The organism is Dolichospermum compactum NIES-806 (assembly GCF_002368115.1).
In the GTDB taxonomy this organism is placed as follows: domain Bacteria; phylum Cyanobacteriota; class Cyanobacteriia; order Cyanobacteriales; family Nostocaceae; genus Dolichospermum; species Dolichospermum compactum.
This window is the reverse complement of sequence record NZ_AP018316.1, coordinates 511,350-528,094: the sequence shown is the minus strand read 5'-3', so window position 1 is coordinate 528,094 and position 16,745 is coordinate 511,350. Positions and strand designations below refer to the sequence as shown.

The window sequence follows — 16,745 nt, the reverse complement described above, 5'->3', positions numbered from 1 at the left end:
GCGTAAGTCCTGTAATAAAAACAAATGAGGTGAAATTATGCAATTTGTTTCAGATACAGAAGTGAATCAAGCTTTTGCCGCAGTTATTGATAAAGTACAACGTGAACCTGTGACTATACGTCAGCAAAATCGTGATGTTGCGGTTATTATGTCTATTGAAGATTATCAACGCATAACTCGGATTAATATTCAAGAATTTCAACAATTTAGAAAAAATATCGGACGTAAAGCTCAAGAACGTGGTTTAACTGAGGACAAGTTAAATAAGCTTTTAAGTGAAGATCAATAGTTTTATGCGTCTATTTCTTGATACTAACGTTTTAGTTAGTGCCCTTCTGTCTCCTAATTATGTTTCGGCACAGGTTTTAAACTGGGGAGAAGACAATGGAATTATTTTATATTCTGCCGCTACTTTAACAGAACTTTTGTCTGTTCTGAGGCGATCGAAATTTGCTAAATATATTGATTCTGATGACATTGATGGGTTATCTGTCCGTATTAAAACTGTATGGTTTCCTGTAGAAGTTTTGAAACAGGTCAAATTATGTCGAGATGCCAAGGATGATAAATTTATCGAATTGGCTTTAAATGGTGATGCTTCACATCTCATTACTGGAGATGCTGATTTGCTGATCTTACATCCAATTCAAAATATTCCTGTTATCAATCCACGTACTTTTGGGATGAAATAACGAGATCAAATGAATTTTAGAAGGCTCTGTCTGCCTTCTATTAAAGCAGAGGCAGAGCCTCTATGATGGCATTCCCAGTCAGAGACTGGGAACGAGATAAAAATAAATTATATACTTCATCACTCTATGGGAAACCCAGGAATAATTATGTCAATTTCCTGCATGAGTCGTAAAGTTTCTGTTAAAGCAATGACAATTTTTTGATAATGGTTAATTTCCTCAGCAGATAATTCTCGCTTGGCGTTTTTTCTGTCTTTTAACCATTTATCTAATACCTGATATCCACCAATCTTAAATTCCCATATATGTGGGGGAATATCTGTAAAATAACTCTGTTTATTAATATAAACTCTTTGCAATTCTGAATTATAGGTAACTTCAGTAACTTGATTATCTCCTATTTGTTGATAGGTTGTAATTAAATTATTGAATATATCCGATTTCATTAAATGTAAATTAACTAATTCTTCTCCTTTAATAGCTAATGCGGTAAATAGGTTTTCGTTACTGGTTAAAGGAAGACGGGGAAAATCAATCTTGAGAAACTCAGCGTAGCGAGTGCGATAAGTAGGACTATGAAATATTGCATAAGCATAGTAAAATATTTGTTCTGGAGTTGGTGTTTTACCCAGTTTTTCTTTGATAGCTTCTAAGAATTTTGGAGATAAATTAGGAGTTTTTTCTAGGAAAAGGTTAGTTTGTTTATTTTCTGTATTTGGATATGTGTAAAGTGGGAAAATACTTGGTCTTCCCCTATTACTAAAAAAACTACGACTATCAGCAATTGTATTAGAAACCATAAAATGCGTATATTGATTATCTCCTGAAGCTACTTGTCGCATTAATAATAAACCTAAATTATCTTGAATTAAATTATTTAAAACTTTTTCTTGCATCCTTCTTAAAATGCTGTGATAATAGGTAAATCTTATATCAAATGGTCGGTAGTAAATAGGTTTAATTAATTCTTGGTTTAAACCGTCTCTTACAAGTAGTAAACGAGATTTAAAAAAGTTCCAATTAGGAGAATCAGAAATTTTATAAATTTCAGCTATATCTTGATCCAAAATACTATCATTGCATAATGTTTGTAGAAATTGTAATAATGTGTCTCGTTCAAAACTAATTAAAACATCATCTTTACCTGTTTCTATAACATTAGAGTAAACTGAAAATATATCTTGAACACTCCATAAACTTTGATATTCTTGTTCTATATCTAGGGATAAAATTCTAGGTTTAAAAAAGTAATTAGGTTCAGTAGGTTGTACCTCTATCCAATCAACATTATCTAAACTTGCAGATTCTAAAAAATTATATTTATCCTCACGATTTCCCCAAACATCATAATATAATACCTTAGCCATTTCCTTAATCCCATCTCTGGATTTATAAGCACTAGAACCATAATCAGGGTTACTTTTTTCTCGCACAGCAATTAAAATAGATACACCTTGTTGAATATCAAAAACATTTTGATCAATATTACCATCTGGAGTAGTTTCTTTTAATAAAGAATTACCATGTAAATCCATAATATATAAAGTGTCAAAATACTTTAATAATTCTTCTCTCATTCCCCGATGAACTAACCCATTAAGATAGGAATGATTAGTAATAAAACCAATAATACCCGCATTGTGACTATTATTTTCTATTTGATATTGAGCAAATCTAATAAATTTAATATAATCATCATCCAAAGGTTGAATATTTTTCTCACATTCTAATCTTACCCTACCTTTATATAATTCTAAAAGTTCGCCAATGTGGGTTAATTCCGTAATAGTTTTACCTACTTTACCAGATTTATAAATTCTATTCCACACTGAACCAGTATATTCCACATCTGCTAAATATTTTTCATCTTGATTTAAGATTCTTTTCCGTTTACTAGCATTTTGAGAACTGACAGAATAGGGCGGATTTCCTAATACTACAGTAATGGGAATTTCTGTTTTTACCTTTGCTGCTTGACTTGATTCTTCCGCAATAATTTGGGTAATTCCTGGAAGTAAATCACCTTGTTTTATGCCTTCTTCCAACGCATTAGTTAAATATATTTTTAATCTTTCATTTGGTGCAAATTTATATTTTAAATATCCCAGTAATACACCTATTTTTAAATGTGCTATCGTATAAGGAGTCATTAATAACTCAAACCCAAAAAGACGATTTAAAAGTTCTGTATCTCTTAATAAATTATGCAAACCACGAACATCATATTTAGCAAAATTATGACAAATTTGTTGAATAACTGCATATAAAAATGTTCCTGTTCCTGTTGCGGGATCAAGAATTGTTACTCTTCTATTTCCTAAACCATATTCTAAATCAAAAATTGTTCTGTCTACTAAAATATCATTCACAGCACGCACGATAAATTTAACTACAGGTTCAGGAGTATAATAAACTCCGCGACTTTTTCTTAATGATGCTTGATAAGCAGCTAAAAATGTTTCATAAAAGTGAATTACTGGGTCTTCTGTGCGCGTTTCTCGACCAAAATTTTCTAAAATATTGGTCATATCTATTCTGTTAAATAATTCAATTAAATTTTCAATAGATTTATGAATTTTACTAACGCTACCAGTTCCTAAAACTAAATCAAATAAACCTTTTAAAAAAGGGATTCTATCACTAATATAAATACTTGCTGTAGTGCGATTAAATGCAAATTCTTCAGGATTTTCTGTATGACCAATTTTTGCAGTAAATAACCCATAAGCAATAGTTTGGGCGTACATATCGGCAAATTTATCATTATCTATATCTAACAATAGTAATTTTTTAAATGTTTCTTTTAGGCGATTTAATTCTTCGGTAGAATCTTCTATTACTAAAGATAATTCAATGGCATTTCTAATAGTTTTAGTATAAGCAGCCATTTCTCTAGCCAAATCATAATAATTATTAATATCTTTGGCTTTTTGGTTCAGAAATGATTGTAATAATTCTGTAATAGGTTTTAAATCATCAACTAGAGTAATTTCTCCTTGTTCTAAAGTAGCTAATTCAGCAGTTTTTTCACATTCCCCATCTACATACCAACGGAATTGTAAGTAATTAGTTAAGATGAAGTTATAACCTATATTTGATTCTAAATAACGTTTAATTTGCTGTTCATTTTGTTTGTCTAATTTAGTAATGTTGATATTAATATCTTTAGCTTCTATATATCCCACAACGCGCTCATTTTTTCTGATAGTTAAATCAGGTATTCCGGCTTGATTACCTTTTTCTTCTACTGTAGTATTAATGCCAATTTCTAAACCTTCTATTAAACTTTGTAAACTGGAGTAGTGACTGCGTTCTCCACCATGTTTAATATTTTTTTGTAGGTTTTGGATGTAGTTATTAAAGTTAAACATAGTTGTTATTTTTTAGATTATTGAGTGTTCAGAATAGCATATATTTGTTCATTTCGCATTGATAAAAATAAAATTTTATTAATCTTAGTAAAAAATTACAATTATAGATTTTAGGTAAGAATGTAGCCATAGCGATCATTCATGGACAGATCCCCGACTTCTTAAAGAAGTCGGGGATCTATAATTTGGGATTTACCACTTTTATATAAACCAGAACTTAGGGAACACCAAAAAATAAATTACCCAATTTTGTGGGATGGGCATCCTGCCTGTCCTTGATGATTAGCAGGCAAGATGCCTGCACCACAAGAAATTTTTGGGTATTTTTTTAATTGGAAGTCCCTTAGGCAAAATACCTCTAAAACTCTCTTTATCTTCGCGTCCTTCGTACCTATGCCTTCGGCACGCTTCGCGAACGTGGTTCATTCTTTCGTAACTTGTGGGTAAGTTCTATTGGTCAAACTTACCCAAAAATCCCTGTTAAATCTCCTTTCTCCGTGTTCTCTGTGTCCTCTGTAGTTCGTTTTTCCTTTCCTACTACGTAAGGAAAGACCTATTACCAACTAAAACACCTTCAAAATTACGGTTTACCAGATTCATCAGTTGCTAGACTCAGATAAGCTAGTAAAGAAGATCCTTAAAAACTGAGTAAATATTCCCAACAGACTAACTACGTTGTAACTGAATTATGTTTGATGCACTATCTGACCGTTTAGAATCCGCCTGGAAGAAACTGCGAGGACAGGATAAAATCTCCCAATCCAATATACAAGACGCTTTACGGGAAGTGCGTCGGGCTTTGTTGGAAGCAGATGTTAATCTCCAGGTAGTCAAAGATTTTATTAGCGAAGTTGAAACCAAGGCACAAGGGGCTGAAGTTATCGCTGGTGTACGTCCTGACCAACAATTCATCAAAATTGTTCATGATGAATTAGTGCAGGTGATGGGGGAAGAAAATGTTCCCCTCGCAGAAGTTCCAGGTAAGACCACCGTTGTTCTTATGGCTGGTTTACAAGGGACAGGGAAAACCACAGCTACCGCTAAATTAGCTTTGCATTTGCGCAAACAAGACCGTAGTTGTCTGCTAGTGGCTACAGATATATATCGTCCCGCAGCTATTGACCAGTTAATTACCCTGGGTAAGCAAATTGATGTCCCAGTATTTGAACTGGGAATTGAAGCAGACCCCGTAGAAATAGCCCGTCAAGGTGTGGAACGTGCCAGAGCCGAAGGCATAAATACAGTAATTATTGATACTGCCGGACGCTTACAAATTGACGAAGATATGATGGCGGAATTAGCCCGCATCAAAGAAATAGTCCAGCCCGATGAAACCCTATTAGTTGTGGATGCAATGACCGGGCAAGAGGCGGCAAATCTCACGCGCACCTTCCATGATCAAATTGGCATTACTGGGGCTATCTTGACTAAAATGGATGGGGATAGCCGAGGTGGTGCGGCGCTATCAGTGCGGCAAATTTCTGGTGCGCCAATTAAATTTGTGGGTGTGGGGGAAAAAGTCGAGGCGCTACAACCATTCTACCCAGAACGCATGGCTTCGCGGATTTTGGGCATGGGGGATGTTCTCACTTTAGTCGAAAAAGCCCAAGAAGAGATAGATTTGGCAGATGCGGAGCAAATGCAGGAGAAAATCCTGTCAGCGAAATTTGATTTTACTGACTTTCTCAAGCAAATGCGGTTGTTGAAAAACATGGGTTCTTTGGGCGGAATTATGAAGATGATTCCGGGCATGAACAAGCTTTCTGATGACCAGTTAAAGCATGGAGAAACCCAGCTAAAACGCTGTGAAGCTATGATTAATTCCATGACAGGGAAAGAACGCCGTGATCCAGATTTATTATCAAGTTCTCCCAGTCGCCGTCGCCGCATAGCTTCTGGTTCTGGTTACAGAGAAGCGGATGTAAGCAAACTGGTGGCAGACTTCCAAAAAATGCGATCGCTCATGCAGCAAATGGGACAGGGTGGTATACCAGGAATGCCAGGAATGTTTGGTGGTGGTAATCCCTTAGGAGCAGGTGGTAATCGCCCCTCAGCCGGCTGGCGTGGCTACCCCGGTGGCGCACCACCAGCGAAGAAAAAGAAGGAGAAAAAGAAAAAAGGTTTTGGCACTCTTTAGAATTTAAGCATAAAATCCCGGATTTCTTCAAGAAGTCTGGGGTCTGCCAAATGCGATAGCGAAGCGCGACCTAGTAATCACAAATCACTATAATTTATAATTACTAATATATTCATCGTAGAGATATTCATTGTAGAGACGTTCTATGGAACGTCTCTGCTTTCAAAACTTTATTTACCTTTAGTAAAATGGAGATTTAGATATGGTACAGCAACTTATACCACCAGAAATCAAACCAGAAATCATCTACCCTGATAGTGATGGCAACCCTATGTCCGATAATACTAAACAATATGAATGGATTGTTAAAATTAAGGAAAATTTAGAAATATTATTCGCCCCAAACAATGATGTATTTATAGCTGGTGATTTACTTTGGTATCCTGTAGAAGGAAGTGTAAAAACCCGACAAGCACCTGATGTCATGGTGGTGTTTGGAAGACCCAAAGGTGATAGAGGTTCTTATAAACAATGGCAAGAAAATAATATTCCTCCCCAAGTGGTATTTGAAATCCTATCTCCGGGAAATAGTACCAAAGAAATGGCCAAAAAAATCCTCTTTTATCAGCGTTATCGGGTAGAAGAGTATTATATAGATAATCCAGATACAATTGAATTAACAGGATTTCTTCTTGAAAAAGAATGTTTAGAGGCAATTGAGGATATTAATAATTGGGTCAGTCCGCGTTTAGACATACGTTTTAAACTCACAGCAGATAACTTAGAAATTTATTATCCTCATGGCACTAAGTTTCTCACATCTGTGGAATTAAATCAACGTGTCGAATAAGAAAAACAACGTGCCGACCAAGAACACAAAAATTATCAGGACCTATTAGCAAAATTAGCAGCTAAAGGTATTGATCTCAATAATCTCTAAAAATCAGATTAAATTATATCCCCAACTTCTTTGAGAAGTTGGGGATATGAAAAATGCACCAACTAACACCAAATCCGACCACGACGGAAAGGTTTATCAGGTTCAGTGTGTTGGGCTTTTTAGAATATATAATAGCAATTCCTCAAGGAGCAAGATATATGACTACAATTCAGGTTAAAAGCTTCACCCTAGAAGAATATCACGAACTCATTGAAATTGGCTTTTTAAAAGAAGATGATCACATTCAATTAATTAACGGAGAATTGGTAGAAATGGTATCAAAAGGTACGGCACATGAAACTTGTTTAAGAAAGCTATTAAAAGAACTTCCAAAACTTATAGAAGATAGAGCAATTCTGCAATCTCAAGCCCCTATTAGTATACCACCCAAAAGCGAACCAGAACCAGATTTTGCCATTGTCAAAAACCGTGATGATGATTATTTTTCATCTCACCCACAAGGGAGCGATATATTGTTAGTCATAGAAGTTGCAGATTCTTCCATAGACTATGACCAAAAGGTGAAAATACCTCTTTATGCGAAAGCGGGAATACCTGATTATTGGATATTTAATTTATTAGATAATTGCTTGGAATGTTACACTGAACCATATCAAAATAAACAGGGGATATTTGGGTATACAAATAAGCGAATTGTTTTACCTACTCAGGTTATATCTTTACCTTGGTTTACTGATTTACAGCTTGATTTAAGTAAAGTGTTTCCTGTGTATTAATTAATATCCTCGACTTCTCAAAGAAGTCGGGGATATGAAAACCGCACCAACTAACACCAAATACGTCCGCGACGGATATGACAACCATAGCTACAAGAAGATTTAATTTGCTGATAGCTACGATTTTGAAATGCAGCGGGATCATTATAATTAGCACCATGTAATAAATCCATGCGAATGCTAACTAAGTCTTCTATTCTACCATGAATGACATCTTCTCCCAAAAATGCCCCGTTATTCTTAACATTCGATTGAAACACATCGCTGTGTACCAATTCAGGAAGTGCATAATTTTAGGTAAATCTTCTGGTTGTTTAGGTGCAATCAAATAATGAACATGATTTGACATAATGCACAAAGCATAAAGCTGGAAATTGTATTTATCCAAAGCCTTTTTTATTGCATAAAGAAACACTTCCCGACATTCACGCCGTGATAGTTTAAATTCACGGTTATTGCAACGAGTTGTTATGTGATAAGAGTAGCCGGGTTTGATATTGCGAGGTTTTCTCGGCATAATTAAAGGAATAATAGACTAATTTATGGCTACTTGATAAATCCTAATGAGTTTATAGACAATTTGCATAATGATGTTGCTAATAGAGTTCATAGCTTTTATCGAGGTAAAAATGTGTTAAATACAATGATATGTTTCAAAGAAAAAGAATTAATTGCTGGTTCATTAGATAATTTTAATTTGTATTATCAAATGAGTTAACATAAAACCACTAGAATGTAGGTTGGATTAAGCGACAGCCCAACCCAACAAAATTAAATCACAAAATCACCAAAATGTTGGGTAACATCCGTCAAACTAACCTACAGGATTTAAATAACATCCTGTAAATCCTTAAATCCTGGATATCCTAATTGGTGACAATTTCATCATCTAAACTATAATTGTAATAAAGCATTTTATTTTCTATGACAATTCCCATAACTATTAACTTACCCGAAAGTTTAGCTGCTTCTGTCGAACGTCTTGGAGAAGCAACAGCGCGAGAGATATCAGACGTTTTGCTTGACACCCTAGAAATAGTATTACCTACCTTAGATAATCTCTCAGAAATGAGCATTAATTCAAACATTCCTGATATTTCCGATCAGGAAGTTCTAGAATTAGCTAATTTAAAAATGGATGTAGTCCAAAATCAACGCTTGGGAGAACTATATCTAAATGCAAAACACAACCATGCTGCCGTTTTCTATTTTTCCAACCCACATACATCAATTGATAATGATCACCAAAAGTATCAAAAATCAATTGTTGTTCAATTTCATCCTTAGCTGAACCTAATTGAGCATATTCTGTGATCACTTGTTTGACATAATTGCGATAGTCCATCACTATGACTCTGAAAAAATCAATCAAAGGATAAATTGGGATTTATTGGTTTATACATTAAATCGGTATTTTGTCAATAAAATTTAGATGCGTTTCCCCTGGCAACACGGCACACCTGCCCCTGGGATTGCTCTTTTATGTACACCATTAAATATTCCCATTTCCTTCGCTGGTGATGATTTTATTTCCCCCGTCAACCTTACCCAAGCTATTAACCTACCTTCCGCACCTTAAACTGTCACACAACGGAAATTGGTCGTTTGGAGATTTGGTTTTAGCGAACTGCTTGCAGCAGCGCTTCGCTATCGCCTACCAATATTTCTTGGTTTTGGTACAAAATACAACATTAAATGGGGATAAAAATCAGAAAAAACCGATTGTGACACCGGGGGGTGCGGAATGTGGGATTAATACCGCTTGGCAATGGGGGGCAAATCTCATCCATATCGCCGCTTGTCACCCCACCCAAACGGGAATAGCACCAGATTTGCCCGTGCAGTCAAACAATGCCAAGACAATAATATGTTATCCAAGCGGCTTCTAGTTTTTCTCAAGCTATTTCTACAGGGATGCAGCTTGATAGTATTGAAGTGGAAAAAAGTCCTTTTTGTCGTATTAATAGCGATTGTTGGGATGTGAAATTAAAGTTTTTTGACCCAGAAAATGGAAGCAGGGCTAAAAAGGTGTTTTTGTTTACCATTGATGTTAGTGACAGAATTCCTGTGACTTTGGGTCAAGTTCGCTCTTGGTCTGTGCGGAAATAAACACGTAGTCTATACTCTGGTCAATAATTTATCAAAATTGTTTATAATGAATTAGTGCAGCTAATGGAGGAAAGATTGAGGTACTACAACTGTTTTATCCCGAAACGACGGGAACAGGTAACAGGGAACGGAGAGAATATCTTTCCAACTGACAACTAAACTAATAGCCATTCAGGGCTAGAAAGTGCTAAAATTAGCATTTCAGTGTTGGAAGTTGTGAAGGCGGGTATAATATCCCCATCACTTCCCTATCAATCAGTTACAAACTCACTCACTAGGAACAGGAGAAACAGTTCTCAACATGATCAAATTGCGTTTAAAAAGATTTGGCAAAAAGCGCGAAGCAAGTTACCGGATTGTTGCTATTAACAATCTTGCCCGTCGTGACGGTCGCCCCCTAGAAGAACTAGGATTTTATAACCCCAGAACTGATGAAGTAAAATTAGATATTCCTGGTATTGTTAAGCGACTGCAACAAGGCGCTCAACCTACCGATACAGTTCGTCGTATCCTCGTAAAAGCTAACGTTTTTGAACAGGTCAGTGCAACAGCCGCATCATAGTCTTGAGATTAAATCCCTAACAACCAATCCCAATTATGTGGGGCTGGTGAAGTTTCTTGTGCAACCGTTTTTAGAATCTCCAGAATCTTTAAGCGTTGATTGTGAAATGTCTCAAACCCTCAAGCGAGCTTGGGTTCGCATTGCTTTTAATAGCATAGATAAAGAAAAAGTGTTTGGTCGGGGGGGACGAAATATCCAGGCAATTCGCACTGTAATTTCCGCAGCAGCAGAACTGGCTGGGCAATCAGTATACCTGGATATTTACGGCGGCAGTTCCCACAGTCGAGATAGTATGTCTTTTGATCAAGACCAGGAAGAGCGGATACTACCACCCAAATCGAAAGAAAGAGAGAGCAATATTCCCAAACCTGTTGTTAAACCACGTTTACGCTAGATCATAATTGATCAGTTTAAATGGTTGATTACAGATTATTTTCTGGGAAAGATGGAGAAAGGGGACAACAGCATTGTCAAGTCTTGGCGAATATTTCCGTGTTTATTGCGGATTTACCAGCCAAGAATTAACAAATGTTGTCAGCCTATTTTCCAATATTGGGAAAAGTCAGGAGAAAGAAAGGAAGAATAGTATAAAACCTGATAAAGTGTTTTAGTTTTATTTGATAAGCCTTAGAGGATGTTTGAAAAGTTTTTAATGTATAAACAAACCCATCTCTAAACCTCTCCCCGAAGCGGGGAGAGGCTTTGAAACCCCCATCCCCTGGTAGGGAAGCTACAGTGTACACACAAGTCCTAAAATTCCCCCTATGACTTGGTTTCGTTATCTAATTTTAGGCTGTGCGATGGCGTTCGCGGTAGCGTCTCGAAGAGATAGCGCGACCTAGGAATAGCTCTGGAAGTCTTTCATTGCCTTCCCGTAGCGTCTCCCATAGAGGAGGAATAACGAAGTGATCGCAAAAACTACGGGATTATGTAATTACTTGCGCTCGTAATGACAATTTCAGAGGTCTATAACGCCTGAAACCCTTGTAGATACCACTTGTGTGTACACCGTAGGGTAGGGAAGGGGGGCTGGCTCACAAGGGTAGGTTTTTAATATTGTCTGTGAAGGCAAGACTGGGAAGACTTGGAGGGAACGTAGACAAAGAAGATTTTATACGCACAATAGTCTTTTAACGGTGTGTTATTGTTGCCAAAAAACATAATCCTGTAGGGTTTTCCTCCCTTGTCACCTTGTCGCCCAAGTCTTGCCCTCACCAGAATGTAAACAACCTACACCTGTCAGAGGGGGCATGGGGGTTAGGTTTCTGGAGATTATCGGTTTCATCTAATACTTTTCAAACAACCTCTTAATTAACAGAAAATTACAGAATTTTCAATTTACATTGAATATGAAAATATTAATTTTGTTAAACATCACCTTTCACCCAATTCAGCAATAATATGGCAGATGATTCCATCATTCAACTGCCTAGTATGTCCAGTGCGATCGCTCTAGCTGGTTATGGTGAGGCAAATATCAAGTTTTTATCACAACAAACAGGAGCTAACTTAGTTCTCCGGGGACAAGAATTATTAATTTCGGGAACACCTAAACAGGTAGAATTAGCTAAGAAATTAGTGCGATCGCTCGAAAATTTGTGGAGTAAAGGTAATAATATCTCCAGCGCCGATATTCTCACAGCCCGTCAAGCCCTCGATACAAACACAGAAGACCAACTCCAAGACCTACAACGGGATATCCTCGCCAAAACTCGCCGGGGATTTGAAATTCGCGCCAAAACCTTTCACCAACGCCAATATATAGACGCACTTCGCAGACGTGATTTAACCTTTTGTATTGGTCCTGCGGGAACAGGGAAAACCTATCTCGCTGTAGTTATGGCCGTCCAAGCCCTACTCAGCAATCAATTTGAACGGCTAATTTTAACCCGTCCCGCAGTCGAAGCAGGGGAAAAACTCGGCTTTTTACCAGGAGACCTACAGCAAAAAGTCAACCCCTATCTGCGTCCCCTTTATGATGCCATTAATGAATTCATAGATCCCGAAAAAGTCCCCAACCTAATCGAACGAGAAATCATCGAAGTCGCACCACTAGCTTATATGCGGGGACGGACATTAAATAACGCCTTTATCATTGTTGATGAAGCCCAGAATACCACACCAGCGCAAATGAAAATGGTTTTAACCCGATTGGGTTTTAACTCCCGCATGGTAATCACAGGTGACATCACCCAAACCGATTTACCACTCCATCAAAAATCAGGTTTAGACGTAGCTTTACAGATTCTCAGAAACGTGGAAGGAATTGCAATTTGCGAATTTTCTCAAAAAGACGTTGTTCGTCATCCCTTAGTACAACGCATTGTTGCTGCCTATGAAAAATACGAAACGTAGAAACGTAGTAAATTAGTTAATGACTTCCAAATAATAAAATATTCAATTAATTCTTGTGTGGTAGGCATCTTGCCTGCCCTTGAATGGACGGGCTAGAAGCCCATCCCACAATATGGGATAATTTATATTTTGGTATTCCCTGATTAGTCATAAATCTGAAATTGAACACTCACTACTAAAAAATCAACAGCTATGAGTACAACATTGAAAGAATTTTTAGAAGCTTGTGAAACATTGGGAACTTTACGCTTAATTGTCACTAGCAGTGCTGCCGTTTTAGAAGCTAGAGGAAAAATAGAAAAACTATACTACGCCGAATTACCAAAAGGTAAATATGCAAATATGCACACCGAAGGCTTTGAATTTCATTTGAATATGGACATGATTCAAAAAGTGAAATTTGAAACAGGTGAAGCCAAAAGAGGAAATTTTACAACCTATGCAATTCGGTTTTTAGATCCAGAAGAAAAACCCGCATTAAGCCTCTTTTTACAATGGGGTAAACCCGGAGAATATGAACCAGGACAAGTAGAAGCTTGGCAACTTTTAAAAGAAAAATATGGCGAAGTTTGGCAACCTTTAGCCCTAGAAACCTTATAATTTTGACAAATATAGATCCCCGACTTCTCGAAGAAGTCGGGGATCTGAGTGAATAAATATTATTAATTGTTGAATATGTTAAATAAAATAATTGTTAGTTTTTGCTTAATACTGATAATCTTACTAGGAAATAACGAAGCCCAAGCCGGAGAATTAGCAGAACATTTAGCCAAATTCCCCCAATGGGAAAGATTAACATCAGTTAAACCAGCCAAAGGAGATTTAGTTTACCCTGACTGGATAGCTGGGACTTGGAAAGTTACCAGCACATTAGTAGATTTAGCCGCACCTTTAGGACCGGATATAGTGACACCAGGCTTTGAAGGTAATCGTAGTCAATTAAATCAACCAATTAGTTTTTTAGTTAAATTCATCAAAGTTAAACCAATTAATTCGGGTTTAAAATTTCTTACTAATTTCCAGAATCAAGCATCAATATTAGTAGCAGATAGAGAATTTAATAGTTTAAATTTATCTAGAGCGTATTTAGGCGATGAGGCTGTCTTATCATCCAGAGTAGATCCTCAATCTCCCAATCGGCAAATTACCTTTTTGCGCGGTGAACGGCAATTAATTTCCATTATCAGCGATCGCGCCACCGAAACAACAGCAGATAATCAATTCATCACCACAGAAGTTTTCCAACAATTATTTAAAGGCAGTTCTCGTCCATATTTGAATACTGTAGAGTCAACCACAGCCTATCAAAAACTCTCCACACCATCTCCAGCCATTACCGCAGATCAAGTAACCGCCGTCTACCTTTCACCCCAAGATCCCGATTATTTTACCGCAGGTTCTCGACCAGTGGCATTATATCGGTATCGCCTAGAATTTGTCCCCGCAAGCTGAACCTGGTAAATGGTACGAACTAATGGTGTAAATCTCGGAAACTAGCTGGGAGTAAAGGATTTAGACGTTATCAAAAAATATTTTCTCTAACCCCTTGCTAAATCCAGAGAGTGCTGCTATTATAGGTAAGCAGTGGGAAACAAACGGGTCGATGTCCGAGTGGTTAATGGAGACGGACTGTAAATCCGTTGGTTTACGCCTACGCTGGTTCAAATCCAGCTCGGCCCATATCCTACAAAGATTAAGATTTATAGTGCTGTACACTTACTAATTGTACAGCAATGTAAATCTTAATAATGTCTTAGTTTTTGCCCGTGTGGCTCAGTGGTAGAGCACACCCTTGGTAAGGGTGAGGTCACGAGTTCAATCCTCGTCACGGGCTTTTTGAAATGACGAAAATTCTCAATTTTGTTTGATGAACCAACTCCTTAAGCAACACGAAAACATGGAGTATGTTGGGTTTAATTTTTTTCTATCCAGCCTACGATTCTATGGCATTATGTCATCTAATTTAAGTTTCAAATCTGGAAATAGAGGAGAAACTATACTATCTCCTAAACGATATTTTTCTTGTTGATAGACACCATTAATTAATTGACAAATTGTTAATGTAGGTTGTTTAGGATTACCAATAAATTGGATTCCACCTAATGCCCGAAAGTCTACAATCCAATATTCCGGTATTTCGAGAAAAGCATATTCTTCTATTTTTCTGGCATAATCATCTTGCCAATTTGTACTCACAACTTCAGCAACTAATTTAATAGTATTTCCATGACAAATTATTGGTTCTTTTTGCCAAAGTGGTTCTTGATTAAGTTTTGCTTTATCTAAAACAATTACATTTGGACGGAGTGCTGTAGCTGACCCAGCGAAGGGTTTAATTAAGCAATTTTTAGGAATCAACCAGTTTAAATTATTATGAATAATCTCTGTATAAATTCTCCCGGCAATATTTCCAGCAACTTCTTCGTGGGGTCCTGTTGGTTCCATATCTCTTAGTTCTCCGTCAATTAGTTCATAGCGAGTATTGTCCGCATATTCAATTAAAAATTGCTCAAAGGTGAGTGGTTTTACTGGGGTATAGGTCATAATTTTAGATTGTTTCTCATGTTAGGTTTATTTTAACTAACTTTTGACTCATCTGCCTGTGATTCATCTCTAATATTAAAGTAGTGAAAAAGATCGTTCTTCGGTTAAATCTGATGCTTGTTGTAAATTAGATGTAACTAAGGTTCTATATCCAGAATTTGCGGCTTGTTGACTGACATAGTTTTCATATTCCCGGCGTAATTCTGGCGCAAACATAAATAATAGTTGGTCACGTAAAGAATAAAAATGAGATTTTTCGGCTATATTTTCATAGCTGATTTGTTCTGGTGGAATTTCTGAATTAGTGATAGTTTGGGTAGTTTCCGAATTATTAAAATCAGCACTATTTAAAAGTTTTAATTCTGCTGGAGGTAGAGATTTTACCCAATCTACATGATTTTGCCATGATTCGATGATCACTAAATCATGATTATGAATGCGGGTAAGTTCAGGAAAGAGAAAATCAAGTTCGTCGTGTGATTCACATTGATTAATCTCAAATGTGCCAGCAATTTTACTCAAATGCTATGTTACACTGTATAAATTCCCTTAAAGCGGGTAGGCTACAAAAAAGCATCTAACTGAAAAATTACTACAGTGAGGCAAACTAATGAGCAAGAGAAAGTTGAAAAGATTATTAGCTTGGCGAGCATAGGAAAGGAAGCGAAAGTTGCTATTCCTAGCTTGATAGAAGCTTTAAAGGACAACGATGCCTCGGTTCGCTACTCTGCTGCGGCTGCGTTAGGGAATATGGGAGAGGAAACTAAAGCAGGACTTACGCAACTGGCACATTGGTAGGGTGCGTCAAATATCAACAATCTGTTTATTTGCAGGATTTATGCAGTCTGACGCACCCTACAACAGATTTTTGGTGTGACACTTGCGTAAGTCCTATAAAGGTATGATTTCTCTATTGATAGAACCATTAAAGGATGATGGTAATTATATTAGATCCCTTAGTGTAAAAGCTGCGGATGCTCTCAAGGTAATAGGTGAAAACTATGAAAAAAAAGCTAATACGATGCCTCTTGCAGATTTAGATCAAGCTATATCAGATTTAGAAAAAGCACTTCCGGCATTAAAAGGTACTCAGGATAAAACATTAAAATTAGATTCTCAAATAGTCTCTGTAAATCGCTCTTTTGATAATCTGAAAAAAATCAGAGAATCACGCTTAATAGATAGAAAAGAAGCATGGCTGGCAAAATACCCCTTCGCAATAGGGGGATTAATTTGCATTATCTGCTTTCCATTTATCTGGTTTAAATTATCGCAAGTTCGGCGAAGACCAACTGCTTAATTATCAATTATTAGCTCAATCAATGGATAAATTATGATAAGAGAAGTAAAAATCCTAC

Annotated in this window: 19 protein-coding genes, 2 tRNA genes and 4 pseudogenes; 18 read left to right on the top strand and 7 right to left on the bottom strand. The window is 36.7% G+C overall.

Annotated features, from left to right (window positions below):
- The first annotated feature begins 37 nt into the window (after positions 1 to 37).
- Entirely contained in the window at positions 38 to 289 is a 252-nt protein-coding gene (locus CA730_RS02430) for a type II toxin-antitoxin system Phd/YefM family antitoxin (RefSeq protein ID WP_027403103.1), read from the top strand.
- A 4-nt stretch (positions 290 to 293) separates the two neighbouring features.
- Positions 294 to 692: a putative toxin-antitoxin system toxin component, PIN family gene (locus tag CA730_RS02425; RefSeq protein WP_096671231.1), complete on the top strand. Its 399-nt coding sequence runs from the start codon at positions 294 to 296 to the stop codon at positions 690 to 692.
- Positions 693 to 811: 119 nt separating this feature from the next.
- On the opposite strand, the gene CA730_RS02420 is transcribed toward CA730_RS02425, so the two are convergent.
- Complete coding sequence (locus tag CA730_RS02420) at positions 812 to 4,063, bottom strand: type ISP restriction/modification enzyme (protein ID WP_096663464.1); 3,252 nt, start codon at positions 4,061 to 4,063, stop codon at positions 812 to 814.
- Positions 4,064 to 4,751: 688 nt separating this feature from the next.
- Here CA730_RS02420 and ffh point away from each other — a divergent pair.
- The 3 genes and pseudogenes from ffh (at position 4,752) to CA730_RS02400 (ending at position 7,817) form a co-directional block, all read left to right on the top strand.
- Entirely contained in the window at positions 4,752 to 6,200 is a 1,449-nt protein-coding gene (ffh, locus tag CA730_RS02415) for a signal recognition particle protein (RefSeq protein WP_096663461.1), read from the top strand.
- Between the two features lie 202 nt (positions 6,201 to 6,402).
- Positions 6,403 to 7,080 (top strand): annotated as a pseudogene (locus CA730_RS02410) (Uma2 family endonuclease).
- A 158-nt stretch (positions 7,081 to 7,238) separates the two neighbouring features.
- On the top strand, positions 7,239 to 7,817 hold the full coding sequence (locus tag CA730_RS02400; RefSeq protein ID WP_096671229.1) for a Uma2 family endonuclease: 579 nt from the start codon (positions 7,239 to 7,241) through the stop codon (positions 7,815 to 7,817).
- 50 nt (positions 7,818 to 7,867) lie between these two features.
- On the opposite strand, the gene CA730_RS02395 is transcribed toward CA730_RS02400, so the two are convergent.
- The gene (locus CA730_RS02395) at positions 7,868 to 8,077 is read right to left on the bottom strand and encodes a cyanobactin biosynthesis system PatB/AcyB/McaB family protein (protein ID WP_231939957.1); all 210 of its coding nucleotides are present in this window, start codon (positions 8,075 to 8,077) and stop codon (positions 7,868 to 7,870) included.
- On the bottom strand, positions 8,011 to 8,334 hold the full coding sequence (locus CA730_RS02390) for a transposase (protein ID WP_096663459.1): 324 nt from the start codon (positions 8,332 to 8,334) through the stop codon (positions 8,011 to 8,013). The genes CA730_RS02395 and CA730_RS02390 overlap by 67 nt, the downstream gene beginning before the upstream one ends.
- 21 nt (positions 8,335 to 8,355) lie before the next feature.
- Here CA730_RS02390 and CA730_RS26365 point away from each other — a divergent pair, with 21 nt between their 5' ends.
- Entirely contained in the window at positions 8,356 to 8,535 is a 180-nt protein-coding gene (locus CA730_RS26365) for a DUF5838 family protein (protein WP_407919795.1), read from the top strand.
- A gap of 148 nt (positions 8,536 to 8,683) precedes the next feature.
- On the opposite strand, the gene CA730_RS24065 is transcribed toward CA730_RS26365, so the two are convergent.
- Positions 8,684 to 8,905: a hypothetical protein gene (locus tag CA730_RS24065; RefSeq protein ID WP_157749902.1), complete on the bottom strand. Its 222-nt coding sequence runs from the start codon at positions 8,903 to 8,905 to the stop codon at positions 8,684 to 8,686.
- 80 nt (positions 8,906 to 8,985) lie between these two features.
- Positions 8,986 to 9,162, bottom strand: a pseudogene (locus CA730_RS02380) (element excision factor XisI family protein); the annotation flags it as partial.
- A gap of 87 nt (positions 9,163 to 9,249) precedes the next feature.
- Here CA730_RS02380 and CA730_RS24060 point away from each other — a divergent pair.
- From CA730_RS24060 to CA730_RS02340, 10 genes and pseudogenes are all read left to right on the top strand, one after another.
- Positions 9,250 to 9,396: a hypothetical protein gene (locus tag CA730_RS24060; protein ID WP_157749901.1), complete on the top strand. Its 147-nt coding sequence runs from the start codon at positions 9,250 to 9,252 to the stop codon at positions 9,394 to 9,396.
- A gap of 52 nt (positions 9,397 to 9,448) precedes the next feature.
- On the top strand, positions 9,449 to 9,706 hold the full coding sequence (locus tag CA730_RS24805; RefSeq protein ID WP_172891139.1) for a hypothetical protein: 258 nt from the start codon (positions 9,449 to 9,451) through the stop codon (positions 9,704 to 9,706).
- Positions 9,693 to 9,926: pseudogene (locus CA730_RS02375) on the top strand (cyanobactin maturation protease PatG family protein); the annotation flags it as partial. The gene CA730_RS24805 and the pseudogene CA730_RS02375, both read left to right, overlap by 14 nt.
- Positions 9,927 to 10,227: 301 nt before the next feature.
- On the top strand, positions 10,228 to 10,488 hold the full coding sequence (gene rpsP / locus CA730_RS02370) for a 30S ribosomal protein S16 (RefSeq protein ID WP_027403099.1): 261 nt from the start codon (positions 10,228 to 10,230) through the stop codon (positions 10,486 to 10,488).
- Positions 10,489 to 10,495: 7 nt separating this feature from the next.
- Positions 10,496 to 10,882 (top strand): KH domain-containing protein, encoded by a 387-nt coding sequence (locus CA730_RS02365; RefSeq protein WP_096671227.1) that lies wholly within the window; start codon positions 10,496 to 10,498, stop codon positions 10,880 to 10,882.
- Positions 10,883 to 11,889: 1,007 nt separating this feature from the next.
- Positions 11,890 to 12,843 (top strand): PhoH family protein, encoded by a 954-nt coding sequence (locus CA730_RS02360; protein ID WP_096663453.1) that lies wholly within the window; start codon positions 11,890 to 11,892, stop codon positions 12,841 to 12,843.
- Between the two features lie 186 nt (positions 12,844 to 13,029).
- Positions 13,030 to 13,443, top strand: a pseudogene (locus CA730_RS02355) (ChuX/HutX family heme-like substrate-binding protein); the annotation flags it as partial.
- Between the two features lie 75 nt (positions 13,444 to 13,518).
- Complete coding sequence (locus tag CA730_RS02350) at positions 13,519 to 14,295, top strand: DUF6816 family protein (protein WP_096663447.1); 777 nt, start codon at positions 13,519 to 13,521, stop codon at positions 14,293 to 14,295.
- 145 nt (positions 14,296 to 14,440) lie between these two features.
- Positions 14,441 to 14,523 (top strand) — tRNA-Tyr (locus CA730_RS02345).
- An 82-nt stretch (positions 14,524 to 14,605) separates the two neighbouring features.
- Positions 14,606 to 14,677: transfer RNA gene (locus CA730_RS02340), tRNA-Thr, on the top strand.
- Positions 14,678 to 14,784: 107 nt separating this feature from the next.
- Here CA730_RS02340 and CA730_RS02335 read toward each other — a convergent pair.
- Positions 14,785 to 15,387, bottom strand: a complete 603-nt coding sequence (locus CA730_RS02335) for a Uma2 family endonuclease (protein ID WP_096663444.1) — start codon at positions 15,385 to 15,387, stop codon at positions 14,785 to 14,787.
- Between the two features lie 75 nt (positions 15,388 to 15,462).
- Positions 15,463 to 15,909: a hypothetical protein gene (locus CA730_RS02330; protein ID WP_231939956.1), complete on the bottom strand. Its 447-nt coding sequence runs from the start codon at positions 15,907 to 15,909 to the stop codon at positions 15,463 to 15,465.
- 120 nt (positions 15,910 to 16,029) lie between these two features.
- On the opposite strand from CA730_RS02330, the gene CA730_RS02325 reads away from it, so the two are divergent.
- Both CA730_RS02325 and CA730_RS02320 read left to right on the top strand, forming a co-directional pair.
- The gene (locus CA730_RS02325) at positions 16,030 to 16,185 is read left to right on the top strand and encodes a HEAT repeat domain-containing protein (RefSeq protein ID WP_231939955.1); all 156 of its coding nucleotides are present in this window, start codon (positions 16,030 to 16,032) and stop codon (positions 16,183 to 16,185) included.
- 103 nt (positions 16,186 to 16,288) lie between these two features.
- Entirely contained in the window at positions 16,289 to 16,687 is a 399-nt protein-coding gene (locus CA730_RS02320) for a hypothetical protein (protein WP_096663439.1), read from the top strand.
- Positions 16,688 to 16,745 lie beyond the last annotated feature (58 nt).